We start from the raw sequence: 25,615 nt of genomic DNA, 5'->3' as shown, positions 1-25,615 counted from the left end.
CATCAGTACCGATGGGCATTTTCTCCCGCACCCGCGACATCGTCGCCGCCAACTTCGCCGACCTGCTGGAAAAGGCAGAAGACCCGGCGAAGATGATCCGGATGATCATCCTCGAGATGGAGGAGACGCTGGTCGAGGTCCGCGCGTCCGCGGCCCGCACCATCGCCGATCAGAAGGAGATGCGGCGCCACATCCTGAAGCTGGAACAGCTGCAGGCGAACTGGACCGAGAAGGCCGAACTGGCGCTGTCGAAGGACCGCGAGGATCTGGCCAAGGCGGCGCTGGTCGAGAAGCAGAAGGCGGTCGACATGGCCGACCAGTTGAAGGCCGAGGTGCAGGTGCTCGACGATGCGCTGCGCGCGTCGGAAGAGGATATCGCCAAGCTGCAGAAGAAGCTGACCGAGGCGCGGACCAAGCAGGCCAATGTGCAGACGCGGCTGGAAAGCGCCAACAACCGCTTCCGCCTGCGCGAGATGTACGCCGGTCCCAAGACCAACGAAGCGTTCAGCCGCTTCGACGTCCTGGAACGCCGCGTCGACGATGCCGAGGGTCGCGCCGAGGCGCTCGGCCTGGGTGTCACGAAGACGCTCGAAGAGGAAATCGCCGAATTGCGCCAGAGCGACAAGGTCGATGCCGAACTGGCGGCGCTGAAGGCGCGGCTGAGCAACCGCAGCGGACAGGAGGGCTGAGATGGGGTCCGAAATCATCGTCATTCCGGCGATCTTCATCGGCTTACCCTGGGTCATCTTCCACTACATCACGAAGTGGAAGCAGGCGCCGAAGATCACCGACGAGGACGAACGGCTGCTCGATGAGATGTATAACCTGGCCCGTCGCCTCGAAGACCGGCTCAACACCGTCGAGCGGATCGTCGCCGCCGACAATCCGGACTGGAAGCCGGGACTGAACGCGCCGCAGCCACCGCTGTCGCAATCGTCCTACGCCGCGTCCAACTACCAGCTCGATCGGAGGAACTGAGATGTCCGGCAGCCGCACCAAATTCTACCTCGATCCGCAGAACGGCAAGTGGAAGGGCGTGTGTTCGGGGATTGCCGATTACATCGGCACCGACCCGATGTGGGTCCGCCTGGGCGTCGCCGGCATGACGCTGATCGCCCAGCAATGGTGGATCGTCGTCGCCTATTTCGTGATCGCCTGGGTCGCCGACAACAAGCCGATCGACCTGTATCAGGACGAGCACGACGAGAAGTTCTGGCAGGGCGTGCGCAGCAATCCCAAGCGGTCGACCGCCGAGGTGCGCAGCAAGTTCCGCGACATCGATCGACGGCTCGCCGACATCGAGTTGCACTATACCAGCCGCAACAGCCGGCTGGCCGAGGAAATCGACAGCCTGCGCTGAGCCGTCGCTCGCGGGGCGTCTGAAGGGGAGAGTTCACATGGACATGGGTTGGATGGTTCCGGTGGGTGTGGTCGGCGCGATTTCGGCGCGGCATGCCTTCACCACCTGGGTCAAGGCCAAGCACGGCTACCCGATCGACGAGGAAAGTCGCCGCAGCCGCCGCCGCGGGCGCTATGCCGAAGCGACCGGCGACATCGAGGCGGAGCGCAAGATCATGCTGCTCACCAACGAGAACGACAAGCTGACCGGCCAAGTCAGCCGCTTGGAGGAGCGGATCGCCGTCCTCGAACGCATCGCCACCGATCCTGCCGAGCGTACCGCTCGCGAGATCGAAGCGCTCCGCGACCGGTAAAGGACAGCCGTCATGGGTCCCGACCACGTCATCTGCATGATCATCGGATCGGTGATCACGCTCGCTATCCAATGGTACGGCCGCCGCAAGGTCCGCCAAGCCATCGCCGCCCCGGACATCGAGGCGCGCCGCGGCATCCAGCTGCTCGATGCCGAGAACGCCCAGCGCGTCGGCCAGATCGACCGGTTGCAGGAACGCCTCGCCAATGTCGAGCGGATCGTCACCGACGGCGCGCACCGGCTCGACCGCGAAATCGAAAGGCTGCGCTGATGAACGGCTTCACTATCTTCATGCTCGCCTTCGTGATCGTCGGCCTGCCCGTGATCCTCGGCATCGGTTCCGAGATGTTCAAGCGCTGGCTGAAGCACAAGGAAACGATGGCCGGCGCTCTCAACGCCCAGACCGCCGAGAAGGCGGCGCAATATGCGGCGCATGTCGAGCGGCTGGAGGCGCGGGTGCGGGTGCTGGAGCGGATCGCCACCGATCGCGGCGCGGACCTGTCCGACACGATCGACCAACTCCGCATCCAGGTGAATTGAGGAGCACTAGACCGTGAACCCTGCCGAAGTGATCGTCGCAGTCGTGGCGCTGGTGGTGTTCGGCATCGTGATGGCGGTGCGGTCGATCACCCGCAATCGCGTCGACGCCCCACGCCCCCCGATCGACGAGACCAGGCGCCTCTATGACGAGGTGCGCATCCTCAAGGACCGCGTCCAGGTGCTGGAACGCGTCATCACCGACAATCGCAGCAGCATCGACCTCGATCGCGAGATCGACCGGCTGCGCGACCGCTGAAGGAGGCGGACATGACCAATCCCGACATCGTGTATCTGACCGTATCGCTGTCCGGCCTCGCCGGTCTGGGCATGGTGACCACCGCAGGCCTGTCCGGCTGGCGCAGCTGGCTGGCGTTCAAGCACCAGCAGCTCGACCAGGCCCACGAACAGGCGCCCCCCGTGCCGTCGGCCGGCTCGCGGATCGAGATCGCCGACCTCAAGGAGCGGATCAAGAAGCTGGAAGCGATCGCGGCCGGGGTCGACCTTTAACCGCGATCCTTCCCGTACCTGAAGGTTCCAGCCGCTGGCTGATACGGGGGCCGGCACTGCGACAGGGATGCGGGAAGGCGCGAGCATGATCGATTGCCCTGCCCGTCCCGCCCCTGTACCGCACCGCCCATGACCAGCATCGCCGACGTCCGCGACGAATATGACTTCCTCGACCCCGACGACCGCTATCGACTGCTGATCGACCTCGGCCGCGCCTTGGAGCCGATGCCGGACGCGCTGAAGACCGATGCGACGCTGGTGCGGGGCTGTTCCGCCTCCGTCTGGGTCTATCCCACCGTCCGCGACGACGGCACGCTGCATTTCCTCGCCGATTCCAATGCCGCGATCACCAAGGGGATCATCGCGCTGGTGCTGCTGACCGTGCAGGACCGCGCGCCCGCGCAGATCGTGGCGACGGACGTAGCGGCGGAGCTGGCACCGTTCGATCTCAGGAACCAGCTCAGCTCGAACCGGACGCAGGGCATCCCGAACATGATCGCGCTGATCCGCGAGACCGCGACCCGTTACGCCTGACCAGGGTCGCGACGCCGCTGGAGATCGACATTCGGCGTGGCAGGCCATGTTTCGTCATCCCCGCGGAGGCGGGGATCCAGATCTTCGACGTCACGGCTCTACAGCAGGCTTCGCGCGTCTGGATTCCCGCCTTCGCCGGATGACGGCAGGTCGGTTCCAAAGTTTGCGATGCTGAATGGCGTTTGGTTTTAGGGCGCGATCCGCAGCGCCAAGTCGGTGATGTCCGAGCCTTTTGGCACGACCAGCCAACGATCTGGCGCCCGCGCGTCGATCACCGCCACCGCATCACGCGGACACAGCCCCAGGCAACGCGTCTCGACGATGCCGAGCGGCGCCTTGCGCCCCTTCTTCAGCCCGAGCACCTTGCGCAGCAGCTTGGCGAGCGGCGTGCGCCCCTTGCGGCCGAAGCCGCCGTCGACCTTTCTGGTGCATTTGCCGCAGACCAGCACCGCGCCATTCCAATGCGCGGCGATCTCCTTCATCGGGGGCGCCACGTCCGCCCGTCCTCCGCCGCCTTGAGCACCTCATAGGCGGCCTGCACCGCCTGGAAGCGGACCGCGGCTTCGGCATCGCCGGGGCGCACGTCCGGATGATTCTCCTTGGCGAGCCGGCGCCAGGCACCCTTCACCGCCTCGAAATCCGCGTCACTCTCCAACCCCAGCGCGTCGAGCGCATGCATCTCGTCGCGCGAGCGGCTGCCGTCGCCCGGCCCGCCCCAGGCATAATGGTTGGCATGCGCATAGCCGGAGGCGGTGCGGCTTTCCGACGCCTCGCGCGCCGCCGCCTCCTCTGAGGACAGGCCCTCGAAGTAATTCCAGCCGCGATTGTATTCGGCGGCATGGTCGGTGCAGAAATACCAGCGATCGGGGCTGTTGGGCGATTTGGGCGCGGGACAGTCGCCCGGCTTGTCGCAGCCGTGCCGATCGCACAGACGCACCGTCATCGCCTCCCGGCCGGAGCCATAGCCCCGCCAGCGTGGAAAACCCCAGTCGTTCGATCGTGTCGTGCTGCGCGCCATCTCGTCTGCGACATAGGCGATCGGAGACGGCGCGCAAGCGGGACCCGCGTCTACAGGCTGAAGCGGACTCCCTTGGTCAGCGCCCCGCAGCCGAGGCTGCCGTCGGGCCGGTAGGTCTTGGAGAAGCGCGCGGTGCGGATCGTATCGACGCCCGCCTTGGTGAAGACGAACGGCGGATAGGAGATGATCGCCCGCTCGTTGAGGACGCGACCGTCCGGGTCGACGTCGAATTGGGTCCGCGTCCAGCCGCTCATCCCCCAGCGCTGCGCCTCTTGGGGATAGGTGCCGCCGGCATGGGCGAACTGAGGCGGCTTGTCGATCAGCGCGCATTGATTGGCCGCCAGGCCCGACGCGGCGAAGGTGGTCCGCGCCGCTTCCAGGTCGCCGCGCTCCTGCGCCAGCGATGCGAGGCGGATCAGCGCCCCGACCTTGAGCGGATCGGCCGCGGCCAGCGCCTTGTCCTGCGCCACCTGTTGCAGGATTACATCGCGACGGACGCGATCGCTCTCGCGGTCGGCGAGCAGCAGCCGGAGCGCCGCGCGCGCCTGCGAATCGCTGGCATAGGGCGTTTCGCCCAGCATCGGTTCGACGATCCGGCGGAAATTGCCGCGGCGGTAGAGGTCGGCCGCGGTGGCGGTCCGCGCCTCCAGGTCGAGGTCGAGCCGCGCCGTCGCCGGTGCGCCGTTGGCGACGGCGATCGCCAGCGCCCGTCGCGCCGCCGGTCCGCGCTCGTCGCGCGGCACGACGGGATTACGGATCAGCGCGAACAGCGCCGGCAGCGTCGCCAGACTGTCGCCCCCGCTTGCCGCATCCTTCAGCGCCCGACGCTGCGCCACGATCGCCGTCGCCGGCGAATCGGGCCGGTCGGCGAAGTTCAGCCCCTTGCCGCGTCCCCAGGCGATCAGCTCGGCCTCGAGCTGGTCGTTGATCGAGGGACGTGGAAAGGCGAGGTTGCAGCGCATCTCGACCCGCGCATTGTAGCGCAGGAAGGTCGGCATCGATTTGACCTGGTCGGGGATCCACGACCATTGCCGCACCGCCTGGGCGAAGGCGAGCGCCACCTTGCCGCCGCCGGCTGCGTAGATCGGCCGCACGCCGCGTGCCGTGCCGTCGTCGGCGATGGAAAATTCGACCACCGCCATGTCGTTGGGCTTCAGCCCCTCCTCGCCGCCACAGTCTGGCGGGACCATCGCGACGCCGGGATCGATCAGGCCGATCGACTTCGCCCCGGCGCCGGTCAGCGCGACATAGCGCCGCGCCTCATCCTCGTTGCCGCCGAGCAGATAGGCGATGGCGGCATCCGAACGGACCGACACGTCGTGAAGGTCGATCATGTTGGAGTTGATCCCGCCGAACGCGCGCACGGCATCCCGGAACGTCGCCTGCGCCGCCGGTATGTCGCCGCGGTTCAGCGACAGTATCCCTTTCGCCTCGGCGATCGTGCCCAGCGACGCGCGGTCCAGTTTCGCCGACGCGACAAGGCCGTCGAGGCGGGTCTGAGCCGCCGCCGCCGCCGCGGGATCGGTGAAGGTCGCGGTCTGCACCAGGCTCAAGGCGGCGACGATCTTGTCACGCGCGCTGTCGGCGGTGGCTTCCGCTTTCGCGAACCAGTCTGCCGCCGTCGCATAGTCCAGGCTGGTCATCGCGATCCGGCCCAGATTCAAGCTCGCCTGAAAGCGGTCTGCCCGCAGCGAGGCATCGTCCGCGGGCAGGATGGCGAGCCCGGCCTGGGCGGCGGTGACCGCTTCGTCCTTGCGGTCGAGCGCGAGCAACGCCGCGCTCTTGCGGACCAGCACGATCGCACGGCTGCGTGGGCGATCGCGGACCCGCTGCTCCAGCGCCTGCCAGGCGGCCAGCGCGGCGGCCTTGTCGGTCCCGGCGTCCAGCGCTTCGGCAGCGTCGAAATCCTGCTGCACCGTGCGCGCGGCCTGCTGCGCCGTCGACTGCCCGGCCACCGCGATCAGCGCGGCCGCGGCCCACATCCTGTTCATGCCCGAATCTCCCCCTCTGGCGGGCCGATCGTGCCCTGCCGGGGGAGCGTTTGCCAGAGGGTCTGTAAGCCGGGTTCTGTCCCCCTCCCGTTGCCGGGAAGATAGGCGACCATTCCTCTCGGACGACGCTTGCGCGCCGTCTCCAGCAACCAACCCGGGCAGCGGGTGGGAACACACCCCGGCGCGCGTTGCCGCGCGCCATGCCGCCCCTATTCGGTCTTGCTCCCGGTGGGGTTTGCCGTGCCGCTGCCGTTACCGACCGCGCGGTGCGCTCTTGCCGCACCCTTTCACCCTTACCTGCCGCGAACGGCAGGCGGTCTGCTCTCTGTGGCACTGTCCCTGGGGTCGCCCCCGCCGGGCGTTACCCGGCACCGTCGTTCCGCGGAGCCCGGACTTTCCTCGGCGCGCATTGCTGCGCGACGCGGCCGCCCGACCCTCTGGCCCGCCCCCCTTACTCGTCCCCCTGCGGCTTGGGAAGCAGCAGCGCGAGCAGGATCATGCGGCATTCGGCATCGATCTCGCCATCGATCAGTTCGGGGCGGAACCGGCGCTGGAAGGCGATCGTCGCGGCGAGCGGATCGGTGACGTCATAGCCGAAGCGTTCGAGCGCGAGCAGGAAGCCGGCCTGCGTCCACATCGGGTCGAGCAGCTTCTGCGTCGGCCGGGGCAGCGCCAGCCGCAGCCGCGCCAGCCGGCCCCAGGGAAAGCGCTCGCCCGGATCGCGTTTGCGGGTCGGCGCGATGTCGGAATGACCGACGACGTTGCCGCGGGTGATGGCATAGCGATCCTTGATCTCCGCGACCAAGCGGATCACCGCGGCGACCTGCGGCTCCGGAAAGTCGCGATAGCCCCATTCATGGCCGGGATTGACGATCTCGATGCCGATGCTCGCCGAATTGACGTCGGTGCAGCCGCGCCAGTGCGACGCGCCGGCGTGCCAGGCGCGCTTGCTCTCGTCGACCAGGCGGAACACCGACCCGTCTTCCTCGACCAGATAATGCGCCGATACCTTCGCCGCCGGGTCGCGCAGCCGCGCCAGCGCCGATGGCCCGTCGGGCATACCGGTGTAATGGAGGACGATCATATCGATCGGCAGCCGTCGCTCGTCGAAGTTCGGCGAGGGCGTGTCGAATGGGGTCATGACGCCGGGTCTAGCCGAAGCCGACGCGCCGCGTAAGGGGCGTAAGGGGCGTCAGGCGGCAGAGGCGCGCGGCAGGCGCGCGGCGCGTTCGTAGAAGCCGCGTAGGCGGCGGCTCGGCTCGAACGCGTCGGTCTGGCCGATCACCGTCTCGCCGGCGCCGAGCACCAGCACGCCGCCGGGCCGCAGCGCGCGGGCGAAGCGGGTGAAGACGTCCGCCTTGGTCGGTGCGGACAGATAGAGCAGCACGTTGCGGCAGAGCAGCACGTCATAGGTGCCGACCGGCGGCGGATCGGTAACCAGATTGTGCCGCCGCACGGTGATCGCGCGGAGCAGCTCTGGCTTCGCCGCCCAGTCGTTGCCGGCGGCATCGAACCAGCGCATCATCCGCCGGATCGGCAGCCCGCGCTGGATCTCGAACTGGGTGAACCGGCCGGTGCGGGTGCGGGTCACCGCCTGTTCCGACACGTCGGTGGCGACGATATCGGGCATCGGCTTGCCGTGATCGGCTTCGCGTTCGGCGAACAGCATCGCCAGCGACAGCGGCTCCTGCCCCGACGAACAGCCCGCGCACCAGATGCGCGCACGGCGTCCCGTCGCCTCCACCGCGGCGACCGCCTCGACCACTTGGTCGAACACCGGCGCTTCGCGAAAGAAGGAGGTCTCGCCATTGACCAGCGCATCGACGATCTGGTCGGCGAGGGCCGCGTCATGGCCGTCGAGCAAGCGCGCGACGAGCTGGTCGAGCGTCGCCAGGCCCCGATCGCGCAGCAACGGCTTGAGGGCCGTGTCGATGCGCCACGAGCGATAGGCAGCGATCTGTTGCCCGGTGCGGGCCTCCAGCAGGCTGCTGACAACGTTGAGCACCGCCTGCGACACCGCGGGCGCCGGGGCGGACTGGCCCTTGCCGGGAACGGCGGGGGCGAGGCTCACGGCCGCTGCCGCGCGGCGACGAGCCGGCCGATCGCATCGGGCGGCAGGATCGCATCGGCGCAGCCGCTCGCCGCCACCGCGCCGGGCATGCCCCAGACGACGGAGCTGGCCTGATCCTGTACCACCACGCATCCTCCTGCCCTGTTGACCGCGCGGGCGCCTTCCGCCCCGTCGCGTCCCATGCCGCTCAGCACCACCGCCAGCATCCGCGCACCGAACACCTCGGCGAGCGAGGCGAACATCGGATCGACCGATGGCATGCAGCCGCTCGCCACGGCATCACTCGACAGGCGGATCGCCGCGCTGCCGTCGGCCAGCGGCACGCAGCGCAGATGCGCGTCGCCCGGCGCGATGACGATACGGCCGGGGCGCAGCCGCAGCCGGTCGCTGGCGACGTCGCACGGTCGGCCGGCGAGCACCGCGAGCTGCGCGGCGAAATAGGGCATGAAGGACGCGGGCAGATGCTGCGTCACCAGGATCGGCAGGCGAAAGCCGTTGGGGATGGCGCGCAGGACCTGGCTGAGCGCATGGATGCCACCGGTCGAGGCGCCGATCGCGACGACGTCATATTCGTCGAAGCTCGGCTGCGGCGGGGTCGCCACCGGCGCCAGCGGTGCGGGAGACGGGACGGAGACGGCGGCCGGCGCCGCCGGCGCGCTGAGTCGCACGAGCTTGTCGATCAGCTGGTCGGCGAAAACGTTCATCCGTCCGCCCGCCACCGGCTTGACCAGCGTGTCGGCAGCGCCGAGCGCCAGCGCCTGGAGGGTGGTGGCAGCGCCTTCGGTCGCCTGCGACGAGACGACGAGGACGCGCGCGCCGCGGCCGGCGGCGATCAGATCGGGCAAGGCGGTCAGCCCGTCGACACCGGGCAGTTGCACGTCGAGCAGAACGAAATCGACCCGTGTGCGTGCCAGGACGTCATGGGCGCCGGCGACGGTGGCGACACTGCCGACCACGGCGAAGCGCGACGCCGTGCCGACGATGCGTTCCATCACCGCGCGGGCGACGGCCGAATCGTCGACGATCAGGATGCGCAGCGGCGCTGCGCCATCCTCGCCTTCGACGAGCGGCATGACTGGGGAAATGGCCGGCGCCATAGCGGTCGCGATCGGGCGATCAGGCGATGCCGACGATCTGTAGCTTGGATTCGAGCGTGTCGCGGTCGAACGGCTTCATGACATATTCGTCGGCCCCCGCCTCGATCGCGGCGCGGATATAGGCCATGCCGTTTTCGGTGGTGCAGAAGACGACCTTGGGCCGGGTCGGGATGTCCGCCTCGCGCAGCGCGCGCAGGAAGTCCATGCCGCTCATCACCGGCATGTTCCAGTCGAGCAGGATGACGTCGGGGGCCGATGCCAGGCAGGCGTCCAGCGCCTCGCGCCCGTCGCAGGCTTCCGTCACGGTGAAGTCGAGCGTCTCGAGGATATGCCGGGCGACCTTGCGGATCACCTTGGAGTCGTCGACGACGAGACAGGTCTTCATGCGGTGGCCTTTTCGAGTACGAATCGCGTGCCGTCGTTATGGGCGGGCAAGCGTAAGTTTGGCGTTAAGAGGCTGGTGTGCCGCACCTCCGCCGGTCCGCGCGCGCTATGCGGCCAGCGCCTGATGGGGGATCAGGCACGACAGGTCGATCACCAGCATCGGTTCGCCGTCGCGCTCGACCAGGCCGGTGCCAGCCGCGGCCCAGCCGCGATCGAGCGTCAGGCCGCTGGAGAGCGGCTGCCGTTCGAAGCTGGCGACGTCCTCCAGTGCGTCGACCAGAATCGCATAATGATGCCCGTCGACGCGGGTGATGACGGCACGGGTGGCGCTCGCCGGCATCGGCGACAGACCGAGCGCGGTACCGGTGTCGATTACGGTGATGACACGACTGCGCAGCGCCACCAGCCCGCGTACCGAACCCGCCGCGCGCGGCACTGCAACGACCTCGGCCAGATCGACGACGGAGTCGACCTGCACGGTGTCAATCGCCACGCCACGGCCGGCGATCTGCGCGATGAGGAACAAATCCATCACTTTTCCCCCGCGGCACGTGCCAGTGCGGCGATCAACGCCGGTCGATCGTAACGGTAGATGCTGTCGCCCTCGCCGCTGCGGCTGCTGCGCAATCGGATCACCCGGCCGGGCACCGCGGTCGGCGGGGGGGCGGCGTCCATCGTCACGACGATGTCGGCGCGCGCACCGGCCGCGGCATCGGTGACGCAACTATAGCCGGCCGCTTCGAGTGCGGGACGCAGAAACGTCTCCATCCAGCCGCCGCCCTCGCTGTACAGCCAGCAGGAGCGTTCGACCGGCAGCGCCGCCTCGAGGTCGGCGAACAGCGACAGGGCGTCGACGATCTCGATCTGCTCGCCGCCGATGATCGCGACGCCGGCAATCGGCCCCGCCTCGACTGCGGGCGACGTGTCGCGTGGCAGCGTCACGATCTCGACCGGCTCGTGGATCGCATAGGCGATCTCGCTGTCGCCATCGGTCAGGCGCAGCACCGGCACCGTCTGCCGGGCGCCGGCCGGCGCGACAGAGTGCAAGGGCACCAAGGTGCCGCCGATCGCCAGCCGCAGTCGGCCGGCCGTGTGGCGGATCGCCTCCGCCGACACCGTCTCGACACGGTCGATCGCGGCGAGCGGCATCACCCGGCGTTGGCCGTCGAGGTCCTCGAACAGCAATGCCGCGATGCCCTGCTCTTGCTCCGCCTCCGCCACCTCCTCCTGCGCTGCAGCGCGCTGGAAGCGCAGCCCGGCGACCGCGGCGATCCCCGCGCCGTCGAGCAGCAGCATCGGCAGGCCGGAATCGGGCAGCGTCTGACCGGCATAGACGCCGGTCGCCATGACCGCCGGCGCGGCCGGCTTGACCACCAGTTCCTCGGTGTCGAGCACGGTGTCGATCGCCAGCGCATAATGGCCGTCTCGGGTCGCGACGATCGCCAGCTTGCCGCGGCCCTCGCTGCGATCGGGCAGGCCGAGCAACGCTCCCAGCGACACCATCGGCAGCCGCCGGCCGCGTACCGTGGCCACCGTCGCCTCGCCGACCAGATCAATGCGCACGGCGTCGCCGGTGATGTTGAGGATCTCCTCGACCGACTGGCGCGCGATCGCGAAGCGCTGGTCGCCGGCGCCGACCACGACGGTCGACATGATCGACAGCGTCAGCGGCACGTAGATGACAATGGTCAGCCCGCGGCCGGGCTGGTTGATCAGCTCGATGCGACCGCCGATATTTTCCAGATTGGCGCGCACCACGTCCATCCCGACGCCGCGGCCGGAGATCGACGTCACCGTGTCGCGGCTCGACAGGCCGGGATGGAAAACGAGGTCGAGCTTCGCCGTCGCGTCCATCGCGCCGATCTCGGCGGCGGTGTGGATCTGCTGCGCAATCGCCTTGGCAGCGATCCGGTCGACGTCGACGCCGCGACCGTCGTCGGCGATCTCGATCAGGATCTGGTTGCCGGACTGGCGCGCCGACACCGACAGCCGCCCCGCTTCCTTCTTGCCGAGCCGCAGGCGATCGGCGGGCGCCTCCAGCCCATGGTCGACCGCATTGCGGATGATATGAACCAGAGGATCGCGCATCAGCTCGATCATCTCGCGATCGAGCTCCACCTCGGCCCCGTCGATGGTCAGCTGCACCTGCTTGCCGAGCTCGGCGGCGGTGTCGCGGACCATGCGCGGCAGCGCGGAGAACAGCGCCTCCACCTTCTGCATGCGGGTCCGGGTGACGGTATCGCGCATTTCCGCGACGGTCAGCGACAGGCGTTCCAACGCCGCTTCGACCAGCGGATCGACCTGCTCGTCCCGCAGCCGCCGGGCGAGCTCGTTGCGGGCGAGCACCATCTCCGACATGCCGCTCATCATCCGGTCGAGCAGATCGACGTTGAGCCTGACGGAGCGATTGTTGTGGCGGGGTGCCGCCGTGTTCGACTGAAGCAGCGCGGCGGGGCGGGCATCTTCCGCCAGTGCGGCGATCAGCAGATCCTCGGCCGAATCGTCGAGCGGCGCGCCCGAATCGATCGCCTCGACCAGTTCGCCGATCCGGTCGACCACCGCGAGCACGGCATTGACCAATGCGGTGTCGGGATTGCGCGTGCCGGAACGCACCGCGGCGAGCACGTCCTCGGCGGCATGGCTGAGCCGGGCGAGCCGCGGCAGATCAAGGAAACCGCAGCTTCCCTTCACCGTGTGCACGAAGCGGAAGATCGCATCGAGCCGCGCGCGATCGGTCGGATCGGCCTCCCACGCCACGATTTCGCCCGAGAGCGCTTCCAGCGTCTCGCGGGTTTCGGCGATGAATTCCTGCAGCAGGTCGTCCATGGGTCCCCGTCGGTTCGGCAAGGCTCATGGACGGCAACCGGTTAAAAGGCGGTTAGCCGTTGCCGCCGGTCAGCCGGCGTTGAACACCGCGCCGAGGATCATGACATCGTCCGCCGGCTGCGACACCTGCACCGCGCCGCCGGCCTCGGCGACGAGCGTGTGGACGAGATAGGCTGCCGCGGCACGCGGCGTCACGCCGCCCGCCTGCGCGCCCTCCGTCAGCGTCGCGCGGACCTCGGCGTCGAGGACGATGCGCGGCCCTTCCATCTTCACCGCGATCTCGACCTGGCCGCCGTTTTCCTCGCCGGCGAGGTCGAGCGTGCCGCCGCGAACCAGCGCCTCGTTGGCGATCAGGGCGAGATTGAGCAGCACCTTGATCGCGGTCTTCGACAGCGTCGGCGCCTCGACCAGCCAGTTGAGCGTGGCACGGCGGTTGTCGGACACCAGCGCCTCGATCGCGATCCTCGCCTCGCGTGCCTCGACCTGTTCGCCGAAGCCGCCCGCGGCACCGAAGGCGAGGCGGAAGAACTTGAGCTTGTTGGCCGAGGTCCGCGCACTGTCGGTGAGCAATTGGAAGACCCGGGCGCGCATCTCCTCGTCGGGTTCGTCGCCGAGCAGTTCGAGCCCGTTGTTGAGCGCGCCGACGGGGGAGAGCAGGTCGTGGCACAGCCGCGAACAGAGCAGGCTGGCGAAATCGACCGGGCTGACGGACATGCTGGTGCCTTTATTGGTGAGCGTGCGTGTGTGGCGGAGGCGGTGGGTCGGCGCAAGGGGTGGCCTCGACGCCACCGGCCCGAGCGGCGCTGCGCCCCTGCGGCCGGCGCGGCGCTATGTTTTGACGCTGGCCGGGCCGGGCAGGATAGCGAGAAGCTCCGCCGCGAACCGCCCCTCCACCACACCGGCGTCCACCGCCCGCCATGCCTGCACCGCGCCGGCGGCGACGATCAGCCACAAGGCTCCGTCCGGCGCTGCATCCGCCGCGTCGCGCGCCGATGGCACGGCGCTGCCGCTGGGGTGGGAATGGTAATGACCGATCACCGCCGCCCCCCCTGCCCGCGCCGCCCGATGGGCGGCGATCAGCGCAGCCGGGTCGATCTCGAAATGGCGCGTCGGATCGGCGGCGACGTTGGCGCAGGGCTGGACCTGCTCGACATGGTCGCCATGGCCGAGCAACAGGCCGCAGACCTCGCGACCCGGCGTCGCCGCCGCATGCGTCAGGATCCGGTCGAGCAGGTCGCTTGCAATATCCGCCATCGTCCCCACATCCTAGGACAATGGACCGGGGGGTTTCCATCATTGAAGCGACGATTCAGCCGGCGGCGGATGGCTGGCGGCTCGATCGCGCGCTCGCCGATGCGGTGCCGACCCTGTCGCGCGAGCGGCTGAAGGTGCTGATCAATGCCGGTGCGGTGTCGCAGGGCGACGCGCTCGCCCGCGATCCGGCCAAGCGCGCCGCCGCGGGCGAGCGCTTCGCCGTCGCCGTGCCCAATCCGACGCCAGCCCATAACGAGGCGCAGGATATCCCGCTCGTCGTCGCCTATGAGGACGAGCATCTGATCGTCGTCGATAAGCCGGCGGGGCTGGTCGTCCACCCCGCGGCGGGCAATCTCGACGGGACGCTGGTCAACGCCTTGCTCCACCATTGCCACGGCAGCCTGTCGGGGATCGGCGGGGTCGCGCGGCCGGGGATCGTCCACCGCATCGACAAGGACACCAGCGGGCTGATGGTCGCCGCCAAGACCGACCGCGCGCACGAGGGGCTGGCGCGCCAGTTCCACGACCACAGCATCGACCGCCGCTATCGCGCGATCACCGGCGGCATCCCGCGGCCGCCAGTGGGGACGGTCGACGCGCCGCTCGCCCGCTCGCCGGCCAATCGCAAGAAGATCGCGATCCAGGCGCACGGCAAGCGCGCGGTGACGCATTACACGACGATCCAGCCGTTGCACGACGCGGCGCTGGTGGAATGCCGGCTGGAGACGGGCCGCACGCATCAGGTGCGCGTCCACATGGCCTCGATCGGGCACGCCTTGCTGGGTGATCCGGTCTATGGTAGAACAAAAGGTGCTCAGAAAGCGCTACTCGAAACCTTGGGTTTCCGCCGCCAGGCCTTGCACGCGGCCCACCTGGGGTTCATCCACCCGATCCGGGGCGAACCCCTGGCCTTCGAGAGCGCAATGCCTGCAGATATGCAGGAACTGTTCACCGAGCTTCACGTATAGGTTCGCGTCCTCCGTTGCCGCAGTGCGGGACGGGCGACCCCAGGAAAGGGAGATGACGATCATGGCAGCCCGCAGCAACGTCCCGGCGACGATTCCTGCCCTCGGCGGCGAGCAGAGCCTCAACCGCTACCTCGCCGAGATCAAGAAATTCCCCATCCTGGCGCCCGAGCAGGAATATATGCTCGCCAAGCGGTTCCAGGAGCATGGCGATCCGGAGGCGGCGGCGCAGCTCGTCACCAGCCATCTGCGCCTCGTCGCCAAGATCGCAATGGGCTATCGCGGCTATGGCCTGCCGACGTCGGAGCTGATCTCCGAAGGCAACATCGGCCTGATGCAGGGCGTCAAGAAGTTCGAGCCCGATCGCGGCTTCCGCCTCGCCACCTATGCGATGTGGTGGATCCGCGCCTCGATCCAGGAATATATCCTGCGCTCGTGGTCGCTCGTGAAGATGGGTACCACGGCGGCACAGAAGAAGCTGTTCTTCAACCTGCGCCGGATGAAGTCCAAGCTCGACGCGTTCGAGGACGGAGACCTGAAGCCGGAGGACGTCACCAAGATCGCCACCGACCTCGGCGTCAACGAGGACGAGGTGATCAGCATGAACCGGCGCATGGCGATGGGCGGCGACACGTCGCTCAACGTCTCGATGCGCGAGGACGGCGAGGGTCAGTGGCAGGATTGGCTGGCGGATGACGGCCCGTTGCAGGACCAGGTCGTCGCCGAAGCGCAGGAAGCGGACGTCCGCCACGACATGCTGGTGTCGGCGATGGACGATCTCAACGATCGCGAGAAGCATATCCTGACCGAGCGTCGCCTGACCGACGACCCCAAGACGCTCGAGGAACTGAGCCAGGTCTATGGCGTGTCGCGCGAGCGCGTCCGCCAGATCGAGGTCCGCGCCTTCGAGAAGCTGCAGAAGGCGATGATGCGCATCGCCGGCGAGAAGCGGCTGCTGGCCGCGGCCTGACGCCGTGCGCACCGTCGTCATCGGCGGCGGTGCAGCCGGGATCGCGGCGGCGCGGCGGTTGCATGACGCAGGGGCCGAGGTGTTGCTGGTCGAGGCGAGCGGACAGCTCGGCGGCCGCGCACGTACCTGGTCGCTGCGGCTGCCGGATTGGTCGCGGGGATGTGAGGGCCGGGATGGTGCCGACAACACCATCCCCGTCGATGCCGGCTGCGGCTGGCTCCATTCCGCCGGCCGCAATCCGTGGACGCGGATCGCCGAACGCGACGGCTTCACCGTCGACCGCTCCTCGCCCAATTGGGGCGTGCAATGGCGCGATCTCGGCTTTCCGGCCGACGAGCAGCGCGCCTTCCGCACCGCCTGGGATCGTTGGGACGAGGCGGCGCACGACGCGCTCGACGGCCCCGACCGGCCGCTGTCCGCCTTCATCGCCGACGACGATCCCTGGCGACCGATGCTCGACGCCATCTCGGGCTATGCCAATGGTGCGCCGCTCGACGCGGTGTCGCTGCACGACTGGGCCGCCTATGAGGATGCCGCCACCGACGACAATTGGGCGCTGCCCGCCGGCTATGGCACATTGGTCGTCCACCATGCCGGGCCGGTCCCGGTTCGGCTGAACACGCCGGTGACCCGCATCGATCATCGCAACCATACCATCCGGCTCGACACGCCGGCCGGGCCGATCGAGGCCGATCGCGTTATCCTGGCGCTGCCGACTACCGCCTATGCCGACATCGTCTTCGATCCGCCCTTGCCCGACAAGCAGCAGGCGGCGGCCGACCTACCGCTCGGTCTCGCCGACAAGGTGTTCATCGCCGTCGACGGGCCCGAATGGCCGGCGCACGGCCATCTGACCGGCGATCCGCACCGCGCCTGCACCGCCAGCCACCGCCTTTCCCCCTTCGGCCGGCCGATCGTCGAAAGCTTCTTCGGCGGCAGCTGCGCGGAGGCTATGCGCACGCCGCAGGACGCCACCGCCTTTGCGCTCGACGAACTGGTGACACTGCTCGGCAGCGACTGGCGGCGCCGCCTGCGCCCGTTGGCCGCCACCCACTGGCGCACCGAACCCTTCATCCGCGGCAGCTACAGTCATGCCAAGGTCGGCCGGGCGGGCGCACGGGCGCGCCTTGCCGCGCCGGTCGACGATCGCCTGTTCTTCGCCGGCGAGGCCTGTTCGCCGCATGATTTCTCCACCGCTCACGGCGCCTATGCAACCGGCATCGCCGCCGCCGACGCGGTGCGCGCCAGCGGCTGACCGCTTGCCGTCGGCTGCGCCAGGCGGCAGAGGAGCGACCGTCATGGGCCGCATCCTCCGCATCCTCGCCAAGGCCGCGCTGGTCTTCATCCTCGTCTCTTTGCTGTTCGTCGGCGCCTATCGCTTCGTGCCGGTGCCGTTCACCTGGACGATGCTGGGCGACGTGATCGCCGGCCATGGCGTCACCAAGCGCTGGATGCCGCTCGACGAGATGGACCCGGACATGGCGCGCGCCGCGATCGCCGGCGAGGATGCGCGCTTCTGTGAACATCACGGCTTCGACTGGAAGGGCATCGCCAGCGCCGCCTACAGCAACGCGCAGGGCAAGCGGCTGCGCGGCGGATCGACGATCAGCCAGCAGACCGCCAAGAACGTCTTCCTGTTCCAGGGCGGTGGCTATCTGCGCAAGGCGGCGGAGGCGTATTTCACCGTGCTGATCGAAGCGTTGTGGGGCAAGCGCCGGATCATGGAAGTCTATCTCAACGTCGCGGAGACGGGGATCGGCACCTATGGCGCCGACGCCGCCGCGATCCGCTATTTCAATCATGACGCGACGCATCTGTCGCCGACCGAGGCGGGCCGGATCGCCGCGGTGCTGCCGCTGCCCAAGAAGCGCGCGGCGATCGACCCGCACGGCTTCGTTCGCCGCCACGGCAATGCGCTGGCCCGCTATGTCGGCGTCGTACGGCGCAGCGGCCTGGACGCCTGCCTGCGAAAATAGGCCTGCCGTCCGACCGTCGTCACCCGCGCGATGCTCCACCGCCATGGCGATGGAACCCCGCGATCACCGGCGGAGCACCACCGTTGTCCCGCTGAACGCGACCGTCCTCCCAGCCGACCTGCACCGTCATCCCCGCGAAGGCGGGGATCCAGACGCGCGGAGCAAGCGGCTCCATCGCCATGGCAGCGTCTCTGGATTCCCGCCTTCGCGGGAATGACGACACAATGGCGCGGGCGTCTGGATCATCTCCCTCCCCTCCCGCGAGCAGGAGGGGAAACAACATCACTTGTTGGCGTCGATCGCGCCACCAGCCTTGTCGGCGGTCTTCTCGACGCTCTTCGCGGCCGAAGTGATCGCGTTGTTCTTGGCGCTCTCGCTGCCCTGGTGGACGAACAGGAAATAGCCGCCGATCAGCACCGCGATCAGCAGGACGATCGCGATGGCGGTGCCACCGCCGCCGCGGCGCTCGATCACCGTGGTATGCGTGGTCGGGGTCTCGACGATCCGTTCTTCGGCCATGTTGCGTCTCCTCTCCAATCAATCGATGGAGCGGCCAACGCCGAACGGTGCGAAACCGTTCCGCCCGCGCAACGGCACTTGCCGCTGGTCAGAACGGCAATTTGAAGCCCGGCGGCAGCGGCAAACCGCTGGTCATCTTCGACATTTCCGCGCCGCTCGCCGCGTCGGCCTTGGCGCGGGCGTCGTTGAACGCCGCCGCCAGCAGATCCTCGAGCATCTGCTTCTCGGACACGTCGATCAGCGAATCATCGATCGCGATGTTGATGATCCGGCCCTTGGCGCTCGCCTTGACCTTGACCAGGCCGCCGCCGGCGACGCCTTCTACCTCGATCGTGTCGAGCTGGTCCTGCGCCTTCTGCAACTCGCTCTGCACGTTCTGCGCCATGGCGAGGATTTCGTCGAGATTCTTCATGCGATGCTCCGTTGTCCCGGCCAGCTTTCCAGTTCCGCCTCCGGAAAGGCGGCGAGTGCCGCCCTGACCAGCGGCGTCCCCAATATCGCCTGGCGCGTGGCTTCCTGTTCGGCCTTGTCCTTCTCGCGCAAGGTAGGTGCGCCGGGCGCATCCTCCAAGCCGATCTTCCACGTCTGGCCGGTCGTGCGCTTCAGCGCGTCGGCGACGTCACGCAACGTGTCCGCCGACATCGGCCGCGATCCGCTCAGCACCAGCTCGGGCGGCGCATAGCGGACGACGCGGGCGCCGTTGGTCAGCTGCGCGGCGACGGCATGATTGCCCTTGTCGGCGAGCATCTCGACCAGCCCGGCAAAATCGTCCGGCACGCCCGGCTTTTCGGGCGCGGCGGCGGCCGGCGCAGCGGCCGGACCTGGCACCGCCGGCGCGCCACCGCCCTGCGCGGGCACGGCGACCTTGCCACTGGCGATCTGTCGCGCCAGTTCGCCGGGATCGGGCAGGCTGGATGCGTGGATCGCGCGCAGCAGCGCCATTTCCGCCGCCTCGATCGGCAGCGCGGCCTTGGCGACCTCGTCATGCCCCTTCAGGAACAATTGCCACAGCCGGTGCAGCGCCGGGAAGGACAGGCTCGCCGCCCAGTCGGCGCGCGCGCGGCGCTCCTCGACCGGCTGCGCCGGATCCTCCGGCGTGCCGACCTTGGCCAGAGTGATGCCGTGCACCGATTCGAGCAGGGCGCGCAGCACCGCAACCGGATCCACACCATAATCATATTGCCGGCGTAGGCTGGCCAGCGCGCCCGGCCCGTCCCCCGCCAGGATCAGCGCCAGCAGGTCGCGCACCGCGCCGCGATCGGACAGGCCGAGCATCTGCCGTACCGCGTCCGCGCCGACCGCCCCGCCTTCGAGGCCCGCATGAGCGATCGCCTGGTCGAGGATCGACAGGCCGTCGCGCGCCGAACCTTCCGCCGCGCGCGCGATCAGCATCAGCGCCTCGGCCTCCGCCTCGACGCCCTCCTCGCGGCAGACGAAGGCGAAATGCTCGGCCAGCTGTTCGGCCGAAATGCGGCGCAGGTCGAATCGCTGGCAACGCGACAGGACGGTGATCGGCACCTTGTTCACCTCGGTCGTGGCGAACAGGAACTTCACATGGGCGGGCGGCTCCTCGAGCGTCTTCAACAGCGCGTTGAAGGCGTTCTTGGAGAGCATGTGGACCTCGTCCACGATATAGATCTTGTAGCGCGCCGACACCGCCGCATAGCGCGCCGCGTCGATGATCTCGCGGACGTCGTCGACGCCGGTATGGCTGGCGGCGTCCATCTCGATCACGTCGATATGGCGCCCCTCCGCGATCGCCCGGCACGGCTCGCATTGCCCGCACGGATCGATCGTCGGGCCGCCCTGCCCGTCCGCGCCGATGCAATTGAGCGCCTTGGCGATCAGTCGCGCAGTCGACGTCTTGCCGACCCCGCGCACGCCGGTCATCAGAAAGGCATGCGCCAGTCGGCCGCGCCGGATCGCATTGCCCAACGTCGTCACCATCGCGTCCTGGCCGATCAGCTCGCGGAACGTCTGCGGCCGGTATTTGCGCGCCAGCACGCGATAGGGGCTCGCCTGGCCCTGGGGCTGCGGCGGCTCGCCGAGATCGAAAGAGTCGGACATCGCGATGTAGATAAGCAGAACGGACCGGGAATGGTAGCGCGCTGTGAGCACCTGCCCCTGCCGTCATGCCGGGCTCGTTCCGGCATCCACCGCGCCGCGCCGCGCCCGGCCGCTTGGTTTGCGGACGGGTGGATGCCGGAACAAGTCCGGCATGACGGATTCAGGGAGAATAGGAAAGCGTCACGGCAGATCCGTAGCGTCGGACGGCGCGAAGAGCGCCACCAGCCGCACGCATCAGCATGGCGGCGCGATCGTCATCGCTAACTGCGTGGTGGGAGCCGGAACGACCCGCGGCGAAATCGTTGCGGCTGCTTCCTTCCGGATCTGACCGGGTTGGCGACGACCACGTCCGCCCGACTCCCACGCGCCATATGGCGGGGTCGGGCGGCGGGATCAAGGGCCTAGCGCGCCGGCATCAATAGCGGACGGTGCGGCAGACGCGGGCGCGATGGTGGTGGCGCCACTGCGTCTCGCAGACGCGGCGCGAGCGTGCATGATGGCGCCAGCGCGGCCCGTCGTTATGCCAGCGCCGCTCGTCATGGCGCACGACGGTGCGCTCGGTGACGACGGTACGCTGCGCGGCGGCGGGGGTGGCGGCGACCGGGGCAATCCCCGCCACGGCGACGGCCGCGGCGGTCAGCCAATGGGTCAATGTCATCGGTCTTCTCCTATGCTCTGATGATCAGCGATAGACACGGAAGCAGCGGCGCTCCGGCCCGTACCAGCCGCGCTCGATGCGGCAGACGACCCGCGACCGACCGTAATACGGCCGGCCATAGCCATAGCCGTAGCCGCGATCCCAGCCGCGGCCGCGATCTCCACGATCCCAGCCGCGATCACCGCGATCCCAGCCGTGGTGACGGCCATTGTCGTGCCAGCCGCGATCGTAGCGGTCGCCCCAGCGCTGTGCCTCGGCGGGGGTCGCGACGGCGGTCAATGTACCGACGGCCAGCGCACCGGCCCCGAGCATTGCGATCAGCTTCATGACGGATACTCCTCTCACTGACCCGGAAAACTCCGGATATGTGAAGAGGATGCACCTGCTGCGATGCACGCGTCCTGAACCCGCCGTTGTCGAAATGTCAGGATGACTGACAGTGGCGATCAGGCAGGAATGCGCACCGTCAGTCCGTCCAGCCCCGCCCCGAGCACGATCTGGCAGGCGAGCCGACTGGTCGCGCGTGCGTCGGGCACAAGGTCGAGCAGATCCTCTTCCTCCGCGCTCGCCGGCGGCAGCCGCGCGAAGTCCGCCGGGTCGACGACGACGTGGCAGGTCGCGCAGGCCATGTCGCCGTTGCACGTCCCCTCCAACGGCGCGCCGGCCGCCTGCGCGACATCGAGCAGGCGCGCGCCGTCCGTCGCCGGCACCTCGCGGACACTGCCGTCGGCGGCGACGAGGCGGATGCGGATCATGCCAGCCCCTGCCGTGCCGCGGCGGCGACGATCGCGTCGAGCCCGGCGAGCAGTTCGTCCTCCGTGGTATAGCGGCCGAAGCCGATCCGGATGCTCGAGCGCGCCTCACCGTCGCTCAGCCCGATGGCACGGAGCACGTGGCTCGGCCGCCCCGAACCGCTCGCGCAGGCGGAGCCGGCGGAAAAGGCGACGTCGCGGCATTCGCTCATCAACCGCGCCACATCCAGTCCGTCGCGGCGCACGTTAAGATTGCCGCGATAGCGCTGCGTCACCGAACCGTTGATCGTCCAGCCGTCGAGCCGTTCCACCGCCCGCGCCCACAGCCGCGCGACATGATCGGCGTCATCCGCCGCGATCAGCGTCGCCGCCGCGCCGAAGCCGGCGCAGAGCGCGGGGGACAGCGTTCCCGATCGTCCCGCCCGCTCCTGCCCGCCGCCATGCAGCAGCGGCTCGAGGGACAGGCCGTCGCGCATCCACAAGGCGCCGATGCCTTTCGGGCCGTGCAGCTTGTGCGCCGACACCGTCACCAGATCACAGTCGGCCGGCAAGGCGACCCGGCCGTAGCCCTGCACCGCGTCGCACAGCATCACCGCGCCCGCCGCCCGCGCCAGCGCCGCGATCGCCGCGACCGGCTGGATCACGCCGATCTCGTTGTTGACCAGCATCGCCGCGACCAGGCCGGTGCCGGGCCGGATCGCCGCCGCCGTCCGGTCGAGGTCGACCAGCCCGTCGCGCTCCACCGGCAACACGATTACCGCCCGCCCCCGTCGCGCCTCGGCGGCGACGGTGTCGAGCACCGCGGCATGTTCGGTGGCCAGCGTCACGATCGGCCCCGTCGTGCCCTTGATCGCCCAGTTCAGCGCCTCGGTCGCGCCGCTGGTGAAGCTCGGCGCCCCCCCGGCCGGCATCGCCGCGGCGATGCGGTCGCGCGCCACCTCAACCGCCGCCTTCGCCTGTCGCCCGGCACGATGCGCCGCATGCGGATTGGCGTGCTGTGTCTCCAGCCACGGCAGCATCGCCGCCAGCGCCTCGGGCGCGAGCGGTGTCGTCGCCTGATAATCGAGGTAGATCATGCCGCGAACCGCCGCGTCGCCTTGGCCATCGTCCGCCAGGCGGCAATGAAGGCATCCACCTCCGCCGCGCCGGTCGTCCGCCCGAAGCTGACCCGGATCACCTCGCGCCCCGCCGCCTCGTCCCAGCCCATCGCGGCGAGGACGTGGCTCGGCTTCATGCTGCCGCTTGAACAGGCGCTGCCGGCGGATACGGCAAAGCCCGCCGCGTCGAGCCGGATCAGCTGCACCGTCGCGGCGACGCCGGGCAGCCGGTACGATCCGATCGCCGGATGGCGCGGCGCGCCGTCGGCGACGATCTCGCCGCCGGAGCGGCGGATCGCATCGTCCAGCCGGGCGCGCAGGCGCGCATGATCCGGCTCCGGCTCGGCCAGCGCCGCCGCATAGGCAAGCACGCCGGGCAGATTCTCGGTCCCCGGCCGATAGCCGCGCTCCTGCCCGCCGCTCGGCACCAGCATGGCAAGGTCGCGCACCAGCAGCGCGCCGACGCCCGGCGGCCCGCCGCGCTTGTGCGCCGACAGCGCGATCAGATCGGCGTGGTCGGCGAGTTCGGCCGACGCCGGCATCTGCGCGGCGTCGACGAGCAGCCAGCCGCCCGCCTCGTGCACGATGCGGGCGATGGCGGCGAGCGGCTGGCGCACCCCCGTCTCGCTGTTCGCCCATTGCACGCAGACCAGCGCGCGCCCCTCGTCCGCCGCCAGCATCGCGGCGAGCGCCTCGGCATCGACCAGCCCGCATGCGTCGACCGGCGCCACCGCCGCCTCGGCGCCGGCGCGCATCACCGCATCATGCTCGACCGCGGTGATGATCCGCCGCGCCGCGGTCGTCCGGCGCAGCGCCAGCCCCAGCGATTCGCTCGCCCCGCTGGTCAGCAGCACCTCACCGCGCCAGCCATGCGCCGCGCCGATCGCGCCGCGCGCCTCCTCCAGCGCCGCGCGGGCCGCGCGCCCCTCGGCATGCGGCGACGACGGATTCGCCCACAGCGCCAGCCCGCGTGCGAAGGCGTCGCGCGCCGCCGCGGTCATCGGGGTGGTCGCGGCATGATCCAGATAGATACGGTCGGCGGACGGGCTCAAGGGCGGTTCCAATTGCGTGACGGGCGTCGCCGCCTATATAGCGCGCCATTCCCGTCGCTCCACCGAGCGTGTTTTCCCGATACGGCGCGAGGCCCCCACCCCATGCCCGAAGTGATCTTTCCCGGCCCCGAGGGGCGTCTCGAAGGGCGTTTCGCCCCCGTTGGCCGCCCGCGCGCGCCCGTTGCGATGATCCTCCACCCGCATCCCAATGCGGGCGGCACGATGAACAACCGCATCGTCCAGGAACTCTACAAGACGTTCCAGCGCCGCGGCTTCGCCACGCTGCGCTTCAACTTCCGCGGCGTCGGCAAGAGCCAGGGCGTGTTCGACAATGGCGTCGGCGAACTGTCCGACGCGGCGAGCGCGCTCGACTGGGTGCAGAGCTTCCATCCGGAGGCGTCGACCACCTGGATCGCCGGCTTCGGCTTCGGCGCTTGGATCGGCATGCAGCTGCTGATGCGCCGGCCGGAGATCCGCGGCTTCATCTCGATCGCGCCGCCGGCGAACATGTTCGACTTCAGCTTCCTCGCCCCCTGTCCGTCGTCGGGCATCATCATCCAGGGTGAGAATGACGAGGTGGCGACGCCCGGCGCGACGCAGAAGCTGGTCGACAAGCTGCGTACGCAGAAGCACATCACCATCCACCACGACGTGATCCCCAAGGCGAACCACTTCTTCGAGCATGAGATGCCCGAACTGATGGGGTCGGTGGACCGCTATCTCGACATGCGCCTCGACCCGAACTCGCCGATCCGGTGACGAATGCGACAGCGGGGTAGCGGCGCTATCCCGCTGTTGTTCCATCGCAGCGGGCGTGATCGCGCGGCGCGCCGGCCCGCGACGGTCGCACCAGGGCGTCAGTCGCCGGTCACCTCCCCGTCCACATCGGGCAAATCGGCGACGATCCGTCCGGCCTGCCCGGCCTCGATTTTCGTGATCATGTCGTGGATGATCCATCGCGCCTGCGTCGCCTTGCCGTTCTCGTCATCGAGATCCGCGTTGAACAGATCCTTGGCCTGTCCGGCAAGCGCGACCAGTTCGGCATGCCGGGCGTCGCCCAGCTTGTCGCGCACATTGTCCAGACCGCGGACCAAGCAATCGAACACCCCGTCCGTCACGCTGATCCCTTGCCAGCCGGACACTTGATCAAAACGAGGCCGCGCCAAGATGATCCCATAAAGGTCATCGACCACCTCACTGAGGTGATCTGCGGGAAAACCATCGCATCTGCCATCTGGTGAATCGTAGTAGCTCATCGAAGCCCTTCTGGTCGGCAGTGATATACGACCTGCCAAGCTGCGTAGGTCTGATGATCGCGACATAGTGTGGCTTGCTGTCAGACATGAAGAAGCGTTGCAGGCGCCCGGTCCTCAGCCAATGCGAAAATGCCCGTTGATGCTGCTGTGCCGAAGTCTCCATCTTGCCGCCCCATTTCTGTTAGGCAGGAACATATCAGCAACATTTGCCTACATTGCGAAGCAAAATCGACAAAGCCTTGGGCGCACAGGTGTTACTTCGCCTCTCTTCGCAAACGGATCAGTGTTTACGGTTTTGTAGACGAATCATGGTGTTTTATGACGAACCCACATCAGCGCACAACTTCATCAGTCGGTGCGATTATACAAA

Annotated in this window: 34 protein-coding genes and 2 other RNA genes; 14 read left to right on the top strand and 22 right to left on the bottom strand. The window is 68.8% G+C overall.

The window, feature by feature from the left end; translation table 11 throughout:
• The first annotated feature begins 11 nt into the window (after window positions 1-11).
• The 9 genes from pspA (at window position 12) to D9601_RS04285 (ending at window position 3,292) form a co-directional block, all read left to right on the top strand.
• Window positions 12-689, top strand: coding sequence for a phage shock protein PspA (gene pspA, locus D9601_RS04325; RefSeq protein WP_198352661.1), 678 nt, complete (start codon window positions 12-14; stop codon window positions 687-689).
• 1 nt (window position 690) lies between these two features.
• Window positions 691-978 carry an envelope stress response membrane protein PspB gene (gene pspB / locus D9601_RS04320; protein ID WP_198352660.1) on the top strand — a complete coding sequence of 96 codons (288 nt, stop codon included), beginning with the start codon at window positions 691-693 and terminating at the stop codon, window positions 976-978.
• A 1-nt stretch (window position 979) separates the two neighbouring features.
• On the top strand, window positions 980-1,360 hold the full coding sequence (gene pspC / locus D9601_RS04315) for an envelope stress response membrane protein PspC (RefSeq protein ID WP_198352659.1): 381 nt from the start codon (window positions 980-982) through the stop codon (window positions 1,358-1,360).
• Window positions 1,361-1,403: 43 nt separating this feature from the next.
• Entirely contained in the window at window positions 1,404-1,712 is a 309-nt protein-coding gene (locus D9601_RS04310) for a hypothetical protein (RefSeq protein WP_232473943.1), read from the top strand.
• Window positions 1,713-1,724: 12 nt separating this feature from the next.
• Complete coding sequence (locus D9601_RS04305) at window positions 1,725-1,982, top strand: hypothetical protein (protein WP_198352658.1); 258 nt, start codon at window positions 1,725-1,727, stop codon at window positions 1,980-1,982.
• Window positions 1,982-2,251, top strand: a complete 270-nt coding sequence (locus tag D9601_RS04300; RefSeq protein WP_198352657.1) for a hypothetical protein — start codon at window positions 1,982-1,984, stop codon at window positions 2,249-2,251. The genes D9601_RS04305 and D9601_RS04300 overlap by 1 nt, the downstream gene beginning before the upstream one ends.
• Window positions 2,252-2,264: 13 nt before the next feature.
• Window positions 2,265-2,507 (top strand): hypothetical protein, encoded by a 243-nt coding sequence (locus D9601_RS04295; protein WP_198352656.1) that lies wholly within the window; start codon window positions 2,265-2,267, stop codon window positions 2,505-2,507.
• Between the two features lie 11 nt (window positions 2,508-2,518).
• Window positions 2,519-2,758, top strand: a complete 240-nt coding sequence (locus tag D9601_RS04290; protein WP_198352655.1) for a hypothetical protein — start codon at window positions 2,519-2,521, stop codon at window positions 2,756-2,758.
• 129 nt (window positions 2,759-2,887) lie between these two features.
• On the top strand, window positions 2,888-3,292 hold the full coding sequence (locus D9601_RS04285) for a SufE family protein (protein WP_198352654.1): 405 nt from the start codon (window positions 2,888-2,890) through the stop codon (window positions 3,290-3,292).
• Window positions 3,293-3,480: 188 nt separating this feature from the next.
• On the opposite strand, the gene D9601_RS04280 is transcribed toward D9601_RS04285, so the two are convergent.
• The 12 genes from D9601_RS04280 to D9601_RS04225 form a co-directional block, all read right to left on the bottom strand.
• On the bottom strand, window positions 3,481-3,786 hold the full coding sequence (locus tag D9601_RS04280; protein WP_332837892.1) for a (2Fe-2S) ferredoxin domain-containing protein: 306 nt from the start codon (window positions 3,784-3,786) through the stop codon (window positions 3,481-3,483).
• Window positions 3,771-4,310 (bottom strand): J domain-containing protein, encoded by a 540-nt coding sequence (locus D9601_RS04275; protein WP_198352653.1) that lies wholly within the window; start codon window positions 4,308-4,310, stop codon window positions 3,771-3,773. Before D9601_RS04275 ends, D9601_RS04280 begins: the two co-directional genes overlap by 16 nt.
• 50 nt (window positions 4,311-4,360) lie before the next feature.
• A complete protein-coding gene (locus D9601_RS04270; RefSeq protein WP_198352652.1) occupies window positions 4,361-6,301 on the bottom strand; it encodes an energy transducer TonB in 1,941 nt (646 codons plus the stop codon).
• A gap of 49 nt (window positions 6,302-6,350) precedes the next feature.
• An RNA gene (gene rnpB / locus D9601_RS04265) (RNase P RNA component class A) lies at window positions 6,351-6,742 on the bottom strand.
• 10 nt (window positions 6,743-6,752) lie between these two features.
• Complete coding sequence (locus D9601_RS04260; protein ID WP_198352651.1) at window positions 6,753-7,442, bottom strand: N-acetylmuramoyl-L-alanine amidase; 690 nt, start codon at window positions 7,440-7,442, stop codon at window positions 6,753-6,755.
• A 51-nt stretch (window positions 7,443-7,493) separates the two neighbouring features.
• Window positions 7,494-8,372 (bottom strand): CheR family methyltransferase, encoded by an 879-nt coding sequence (locus D9601_RS04255; protein ID WP_443024693.1) that lies wholly within the window; start codon window positions 8,370-8,372, stop codon window positions 7,494-7,496.
• Window positions 8,369-9,445 (bottom strand): chemotaxis-specific protein-glutamate methyltransferase CheB, encoded by a 1,077-nt coding sequence (gene cheB, locus D9601_RS04250; RefSeq protein WP_198352650.1) that lies wholly within the window; start codon window positions 9,443-9,445, stop codon window positions 8,369-8,371. The genes D9601_RS04255 and cheB overlap by 4 nt, the downstream gene beginning before the upstream one ends.
• A gap of 43 nt (window positions 9,446-9,488) precedes the next feature.
• Window positions 9,489-9,854, bottom strand: a complete 366-nt coding sequence (locus D9601_RS04245; protein ID WP_198352649.1) for a response regulator — start codon at window positions 9,852-9,854, stop codon at window positions 9,489-9,491.
• Between the two features lie 105 nt (window positions 9,855-9,959).
• Window positions 9,960-10,385 (bottom strand): chemotaxis protein CheW, encoded by a 426-nt coding sequence (locus D9601_RS04240; RefSeq protein ID WP_198352648.1) that lies wholly within the window; start codon window positions 10,383-10,385, stop codon window positions 9,960-9,962.
• Entirely contained in the window at window positions 10,385-12,679 is a 2,295-nt protein-coding gene (locus tag D9601_RS04235; protein ID WP_198352647.1) for a chemotaxis protein CheA, read from the bottom strand. Before D9601_RS04235 ends, D9601_RS04240 begins: the two co-directional genes overlap by 1 nt.
• Window positions 12,680-12,748: 69 nt before the next feature.
• On the bottom strand, window positions 12,749-13,393 hold the full coding sequence (locus D9601_RS04230) for a histidine phosphotransferase family protein (protein ID WP_198352646.1): 645 nt from the start codon (window positions 13,391-13,393) through the stop codon (window positions 12,749-12,751).
• A 114-nt stretch (window positions 13,394-13,507) separates the two neighbouring features.
• Complete coding sequence (locus tag D9601_RS04225; RefSeq protein WP_198352645.1) at window positions 13,508-13,933, bottom strand: M67 family metallopeptidase; 426 nt, start codon at window positions 13,931-13,933, stop codon at window positions 13,508-13,510.
• A gap of 20 nt (window positions 13,934-13,953) precedes the next feature.
• On the opposite strand from D9601_RS04225, the gene D9601_RS04220 reads away from it, so the two are divergent.
• From D9601_RS04220 to mtgA, 4 genes are all read left to right on the top strand, one after another.
• Window positions 13,954-14,901: an RluA family pseudouridine synthase gene (locus D9601_RS04220; protein WP_198352644.1), complete on the top strand. Its 948-nt coding sequence runs from the start codon at window positions 13,954-13,956 to the stop codon at window positions 14,899-14,901.
• Window positions 14,902-14,962: 61 nt separating this feature from the next.
• Entirely contained in the window at window positions 14,963-15,868 is a 906-nt protein-coding gene (rpoH, locus tag D9601_RS04215) for an RNA polymerase sigma factor RpoH (protein ID WP_198353375.1), read from the top strand.
• A 4-nt stretch (window positions 15,869-15,872) separates the two neighbouring features.
• A complete protein-coding gene (locus D9601_RS20115) occupies window positions 15,873-17,123 on the top strand; it encodes a flavin monoamine oxidase family protein (RefSeq protein WP_198352643.1) in 1,251 nt (416 codons plus the stop codon).
• 43 nt (window positions 17,124-17,166) lie between these two features.
• Window positions 17,167-17,844 (top strand): monofunctional biosynthetic peptidoglycan transglycosylase, encoded by a 678-nt coding sequence (gene mtgA, locus D9601_RS04205; protein ID WP_198352642.1) that lies wholly within the window; start codon window positions 17,167-17,169, stop codon window positions 17,842-17,844.
• Window positions 17,845-18,126: 282 nt separating this feature from the next.
• On the opposite strand, the gene D9601_RS04200 is transcribed toward mtgA, so the two are convergent.
• The 9 genes from D9601_RS04200 to D9601_RS04160 all read right to left on the bottom strand — a co-directional run bounded on the left by D9601_RS04200 (window position 18,127) and on the right by D9601_RS04160 (window position 23,989).
• The gene (locus D9601_RS04200; protein ID WP_198352641.1) at window positions 18,127-18,363 is read right to left on the bottom strand and encodes a hypothetical protein; all 237 of its coding nucleotides are present in this window, start codon (window positions 18,361-18,363) and stop codon (window positions 18,127-18,129) included.
• 88 nt (window positions 18,364-18,451) lie between these two features.
• Entirely contained in the window at window positions 18,452-18,775 is a 324-nt protein-coding gene (locus tag D9601_RS04195) for a YbaB/EbfC family nucleoid-associated protein (protein WP_198352640.1), read from the bottom strand.
• Window positions 18,772-20,430 carry a DNA polymerase III subunit gamma/tau gene (locus tag D9601_RS04190; RefSeq protein ID WP_198352639.1) on the bottom strand — a complete coding sequence of 553 codons (1,659 nt, stop codon included), beginning with the start codon at window positions 20,428-20,430 and terminating at the stop codon, window positions 18,772-18,774. Before D9601_RS04190 ends, D9601_RS04195 begins: the two co-directional genes overlap by 4 nt.
• A 267-nt stretch (window positions 20,431-20,697) precedes the next feature.
• Window positions 20,698-20,795, bottom strand: an RNA gene (gene ffs / locus D9601_RS04185) — signal recognition particle sRNA small type.
• A gap of 50 nt (window positions 20,796-20,845) precedes the next feature.
• On the bottom strand, window positions 20,846-21,088 hold the full coding sequence (locus D9601_RS04180; protein WP_232473809.1) for a hypothetical protein: 243 nt from the start codon (window positions 21,086-21,088) through the stop codon (window positions 20,846-20,848).
• A 24-nt stretch (window positions 21,089-21,112) separates the two neighbouring features.
• The gene (locus D9601_RS04175) at window positions 21,113-21,415 is read right to left on the bottom strand and encodes a hypothetical protein (RefSeq protein ID WP_198352638.1); all 303 of its coding nucleotides are present in this window, start codon (window positions 21,413-21,415) and stop codon (window positions 21,113-21,115) included.
• A gap of 119 nt (window positions 21,416-21,534) precedes the next feature.
• A complete protein-coding gene (locus D9601_RS04170) occupies window positions 21,535-21,843 on the bottom strand; it encodes a 2Fe-2S iron-sulfur cluster-binding protein (RefSeq protein ID WP_198352637.1) in 309 nt (102 codons plus the stop codon).
• Window positions 21,840-22,916, bottom strand: coding sequence for a cysteine desulfurase family protein (locus D9601_RS04165; protein WP_198352636.1), 1,077 nt, complete (start codon window positions 22,914-22,916; stop codon window positions 21,840-21,842). The genes D9601_RS04170 and D9601_RS04165 overlap by 4 nt, the downstream gene beginning before the upstream one ends.
• A complete protein-coding gene (locus D9601_RS04160; RefSeq protein ID WP_269769643.1) occupies window positions 22,913-23,989 on the bottom strand; it encodes a cysteine desulfurase family protein in 1,077 nt (358 codons plus the stop codon). The genes D9601_RS04165 and D9601_RS04160 overlap by 4 nt, the downstream gene beginning before the upstream one ends.
• A 102-nt stretch (window positions 23,990-24,091) precedes the next feature.
• Between D9601_RS04160 and D9601_RS04155 the strand changes: the two genes are divergently transcribed.
• Window positions 24,092-24,748: an alpha/beta hydrolase gene (locus tag D9601_RS04155; RefSeq protein ID WP_198352635.1), complete on the top strand. Its 657-nt coding sequence runs from the start codon at window positions 24,092-24,094 to the stop codon at window positions 24,746-24,748.
• Window positions 24,749-24,846: 98 nt separating this feature from the next.
• Here D9601_RS04155 and D9601_RS04150 read toward each other — a convergent pair whose 3' ends face one another.
• Window positions 24,847-25,245: a hypothetical protein gene (locus D9601_RS04150; protein WP_198352634.1), complete on the bottom strand. Its 399-nt coding sequence runs from the start codon at window positions 25,243-25,245 to the stop codon at window positions 24,847-24,849.
• Window positions 25,246-25,615 lie beyond the last annotated feature (370 nt).

Origin of the sequence: Sphingomonas sp. MA1305, assembly GCF_016107325.1 — a bacterium.
In the GTDB taxonomy this organism is placed as follows: Bacteria; Pseudomonadota; Alphaproteobacteria; order Sphingomonadales; family Sphingomonadaceae; genus Sphingomonas.
The sequence above is the reverse complement of the archived record's forward strand: the minus strand, read 5'-3'. Positions and strand labels throughout refer to the sequence as shown.

Excerpts from the sequence above, each read along its gene's own strand:
- D9601_RS04305 (WP_198352658.1), top strand. The coding sequence starts at position 1,725 with ATGGGTCCCGACCACGTCATCTGCATGATCATCGGATCGGTGATCACG.
- pspA (WP_198352661.1), top strand. The coding sequence starts at position 12 with ATGGGCATTTTCTCCCGCACCCGCGACATCGTCGCCGCCAACTTCGCC.
- D9601_RS04170 (WP_198352637.1), bottom strand. The coding sequence starts at position 21,843 with ATGATCCGCATCCGCCTCGTCGCCGCCGACGGCAGTGTCCGCGAGGTG.
- D9601_RS04200 (WP_198352641.1), bottom strand. The coding sequence starts at position 18,363 with ATGGCCGAAGAACGGATCGTCGAGACCCCGACCACGCATACCACGGTG.
- D9601_RS04260 (WP_198352651.1), bottom strand. The coding sequence starts at position 7,442 with ATGACCCCATTCGACACGCCCTCGCCGAACTTCGACGAGCGACGGCTG.
- D9601_RS04300 (WP_198352657.1), top strand. The coding sequence starts at position 1,982 with ATGAACGGCTTCACTATCTTCATGCTCGCCTTCGTGATCGTCGGCCTG.
- D9601_RS04155 (WP_198352635.1), top strand. The coding sequence starts at position 24,092 with ATGCCCGAAGTGATCTTTCCCGGCCCCGAGGGGCGTCTCGAAGGGCGT.
- D9601_RS04275 (WP_198352653.1), bottom strand. The coding sequence starts at position 4,310 with ATGGCGCGCAGCACGACACGATCGAACGACTGGGGTTTTCCACGCTGG.
- D9601_RS04175 (WP_198352638.1), bottom strand. The coding sequence starts at position 21,415 with ATGAAGCTGATCGCAATGCTCGGGGCCGGTGCGCTGGCCGTCGGTACA.
- D9601_RS04240 (WP_198352648.1), bottom strand. The coding sequence starts at position 10,385 with ATGGATTTGTTCCTCATCGCGCAGATCGCCGGCCGTGGCGTGGCGATT.
- D9601_RS04190 (WP_198352639.1), bottom strand. The coding sequence starts at position 20,430 with ATGTCCGACTCTTTCGATCTCGGCGAGCCGCCGCAGCCCCAGGGCCAG.
- D9601_RS04195 (WP_198352640.1), bottom strand. The coding sequence starts at position 18,775 with ATGAAGAATCTCGACGAAATCCTCGCCATGGCGCAGAACGTGCAGAGC.
- D9601_RS04230 (WP_198352646.1), bottom strand. The coding sequence starts at position 13,393 with ATGTCCGTCAGCCCGGTCGATTTCGCCAGCCTGCTCTGTTCGCGGCTG.
- D9601_RS04290 (WP_198352655.1), top strand. The coding sequence starts at position 2,519 with ATGACCAATCCCGACATCGTGTATCTGACCGTATCGCTGTCCGGCCTC.
- D9601_RS04150 (WP_198352634.1), bottom strand. The coding sequence starts at position 25,245 with ATGAGCTACTACGATTCACCAGATGGCAGATGCGATGGTTTTCCCGCA.
- D9601_RS04220 (WP_198352644.1), top strand. The coding sequence starts at position 13,954 with ATGGACCGGGGGGTTTCCATCATTGAAGCGACGATTCAGCCGGCGGCG.
- rpoH (WP_198353375.1), top strand. The coding sequence starts at position 14,963 with ATGGCAGCCCGCAGCAACGTCCCGGCGACGATTCCTGCCCTCGGCGGC.
- D9601_RS04285 (WP_198352654.1), top strand. The coding sequence starts at position 2,888 with ATGACCAGCATCGCCGACGTCCGCGACGAATATGACTTCCTCGACCCC.
- pspC (WP_198352659.1), top strand. The coding sequence starts at position 980 with ATGTCCGGCAGCCGCACCAAATTCTACCTCGATCCGCAGAACGGCAAG.
- D9601_RS04225 (WP_198352645.1), bottom strand. The coding sequence starts at position 13,933 with ATGGCGGATATTGCAAGCGACCTGCTCGACCGGATCCTGACGCATGCG.
- cheB (WP_198352650.1), bottom strand. The coding sequence starts at position 9,445 with ATGCCGCTCGTCGAAGGCGAGGATGGCGCAGCGCCGCTGCGCATCCTG.
- D9601_RS04245 (WP_198352649.1), bottom strand. The coding sequence starts at position 9,854 with ATGAAGACCTGTCTCGTCGTCGACGACTCCAAGGTGATCCGCAAGGTC.
- mtgA (WP_198352642.1), top strand. The coding sequence starts at position 17,167 with ATGGGCCGCATCCTCCGCATCCTCGCCAAGGCCGCGCTGGTCTTCATC.
- D9601_RS04310 (WP_232473943.1), top strand. The coding sequence starts at position 1,404 with ATGGGTTGGATGGTTCCGGTGGGTGTGGTCGGCGCGATTTCGGCGCGG.
- D9601_RS04235 (WP_198352647.1), bottom strand. The coding sequence starts at position 12,679 with ATGGACGACCTGCTGCAGGAATTCATCGCCGAAACCCGCGAGACGCTG.
- D9601_RS04165 (WP_198352636.1), bottom strand. The coding sequence starts at position 22,916 with ATGATCTACCTCGATTATCAGGCGACGACACCGCTCGCGCCCGAGGCG.
- D9601_RS04270 (WP_198352652.1), bottom strand. The coding sequence starts at position 6,301 with ATGAACAGGATGTGGGCCGCGGCCGCGCTGATCGCGGTGGCCGGGCAG.
- D9601_RS04180 (WP_232473809.1), bottom strand. The coding sequence starts at position 21,088 with ATGACATTGACCCATTGGCTGACCGCCGCGGCCGTCGCCGTGGCGGGG.
- pspB (WP_198352660.1), top strand. The coding sequence starts at position 691 with ATGGGGTCCGAAATCATCGTCATTCCGGCGATCTTCATCGGCTTACCC.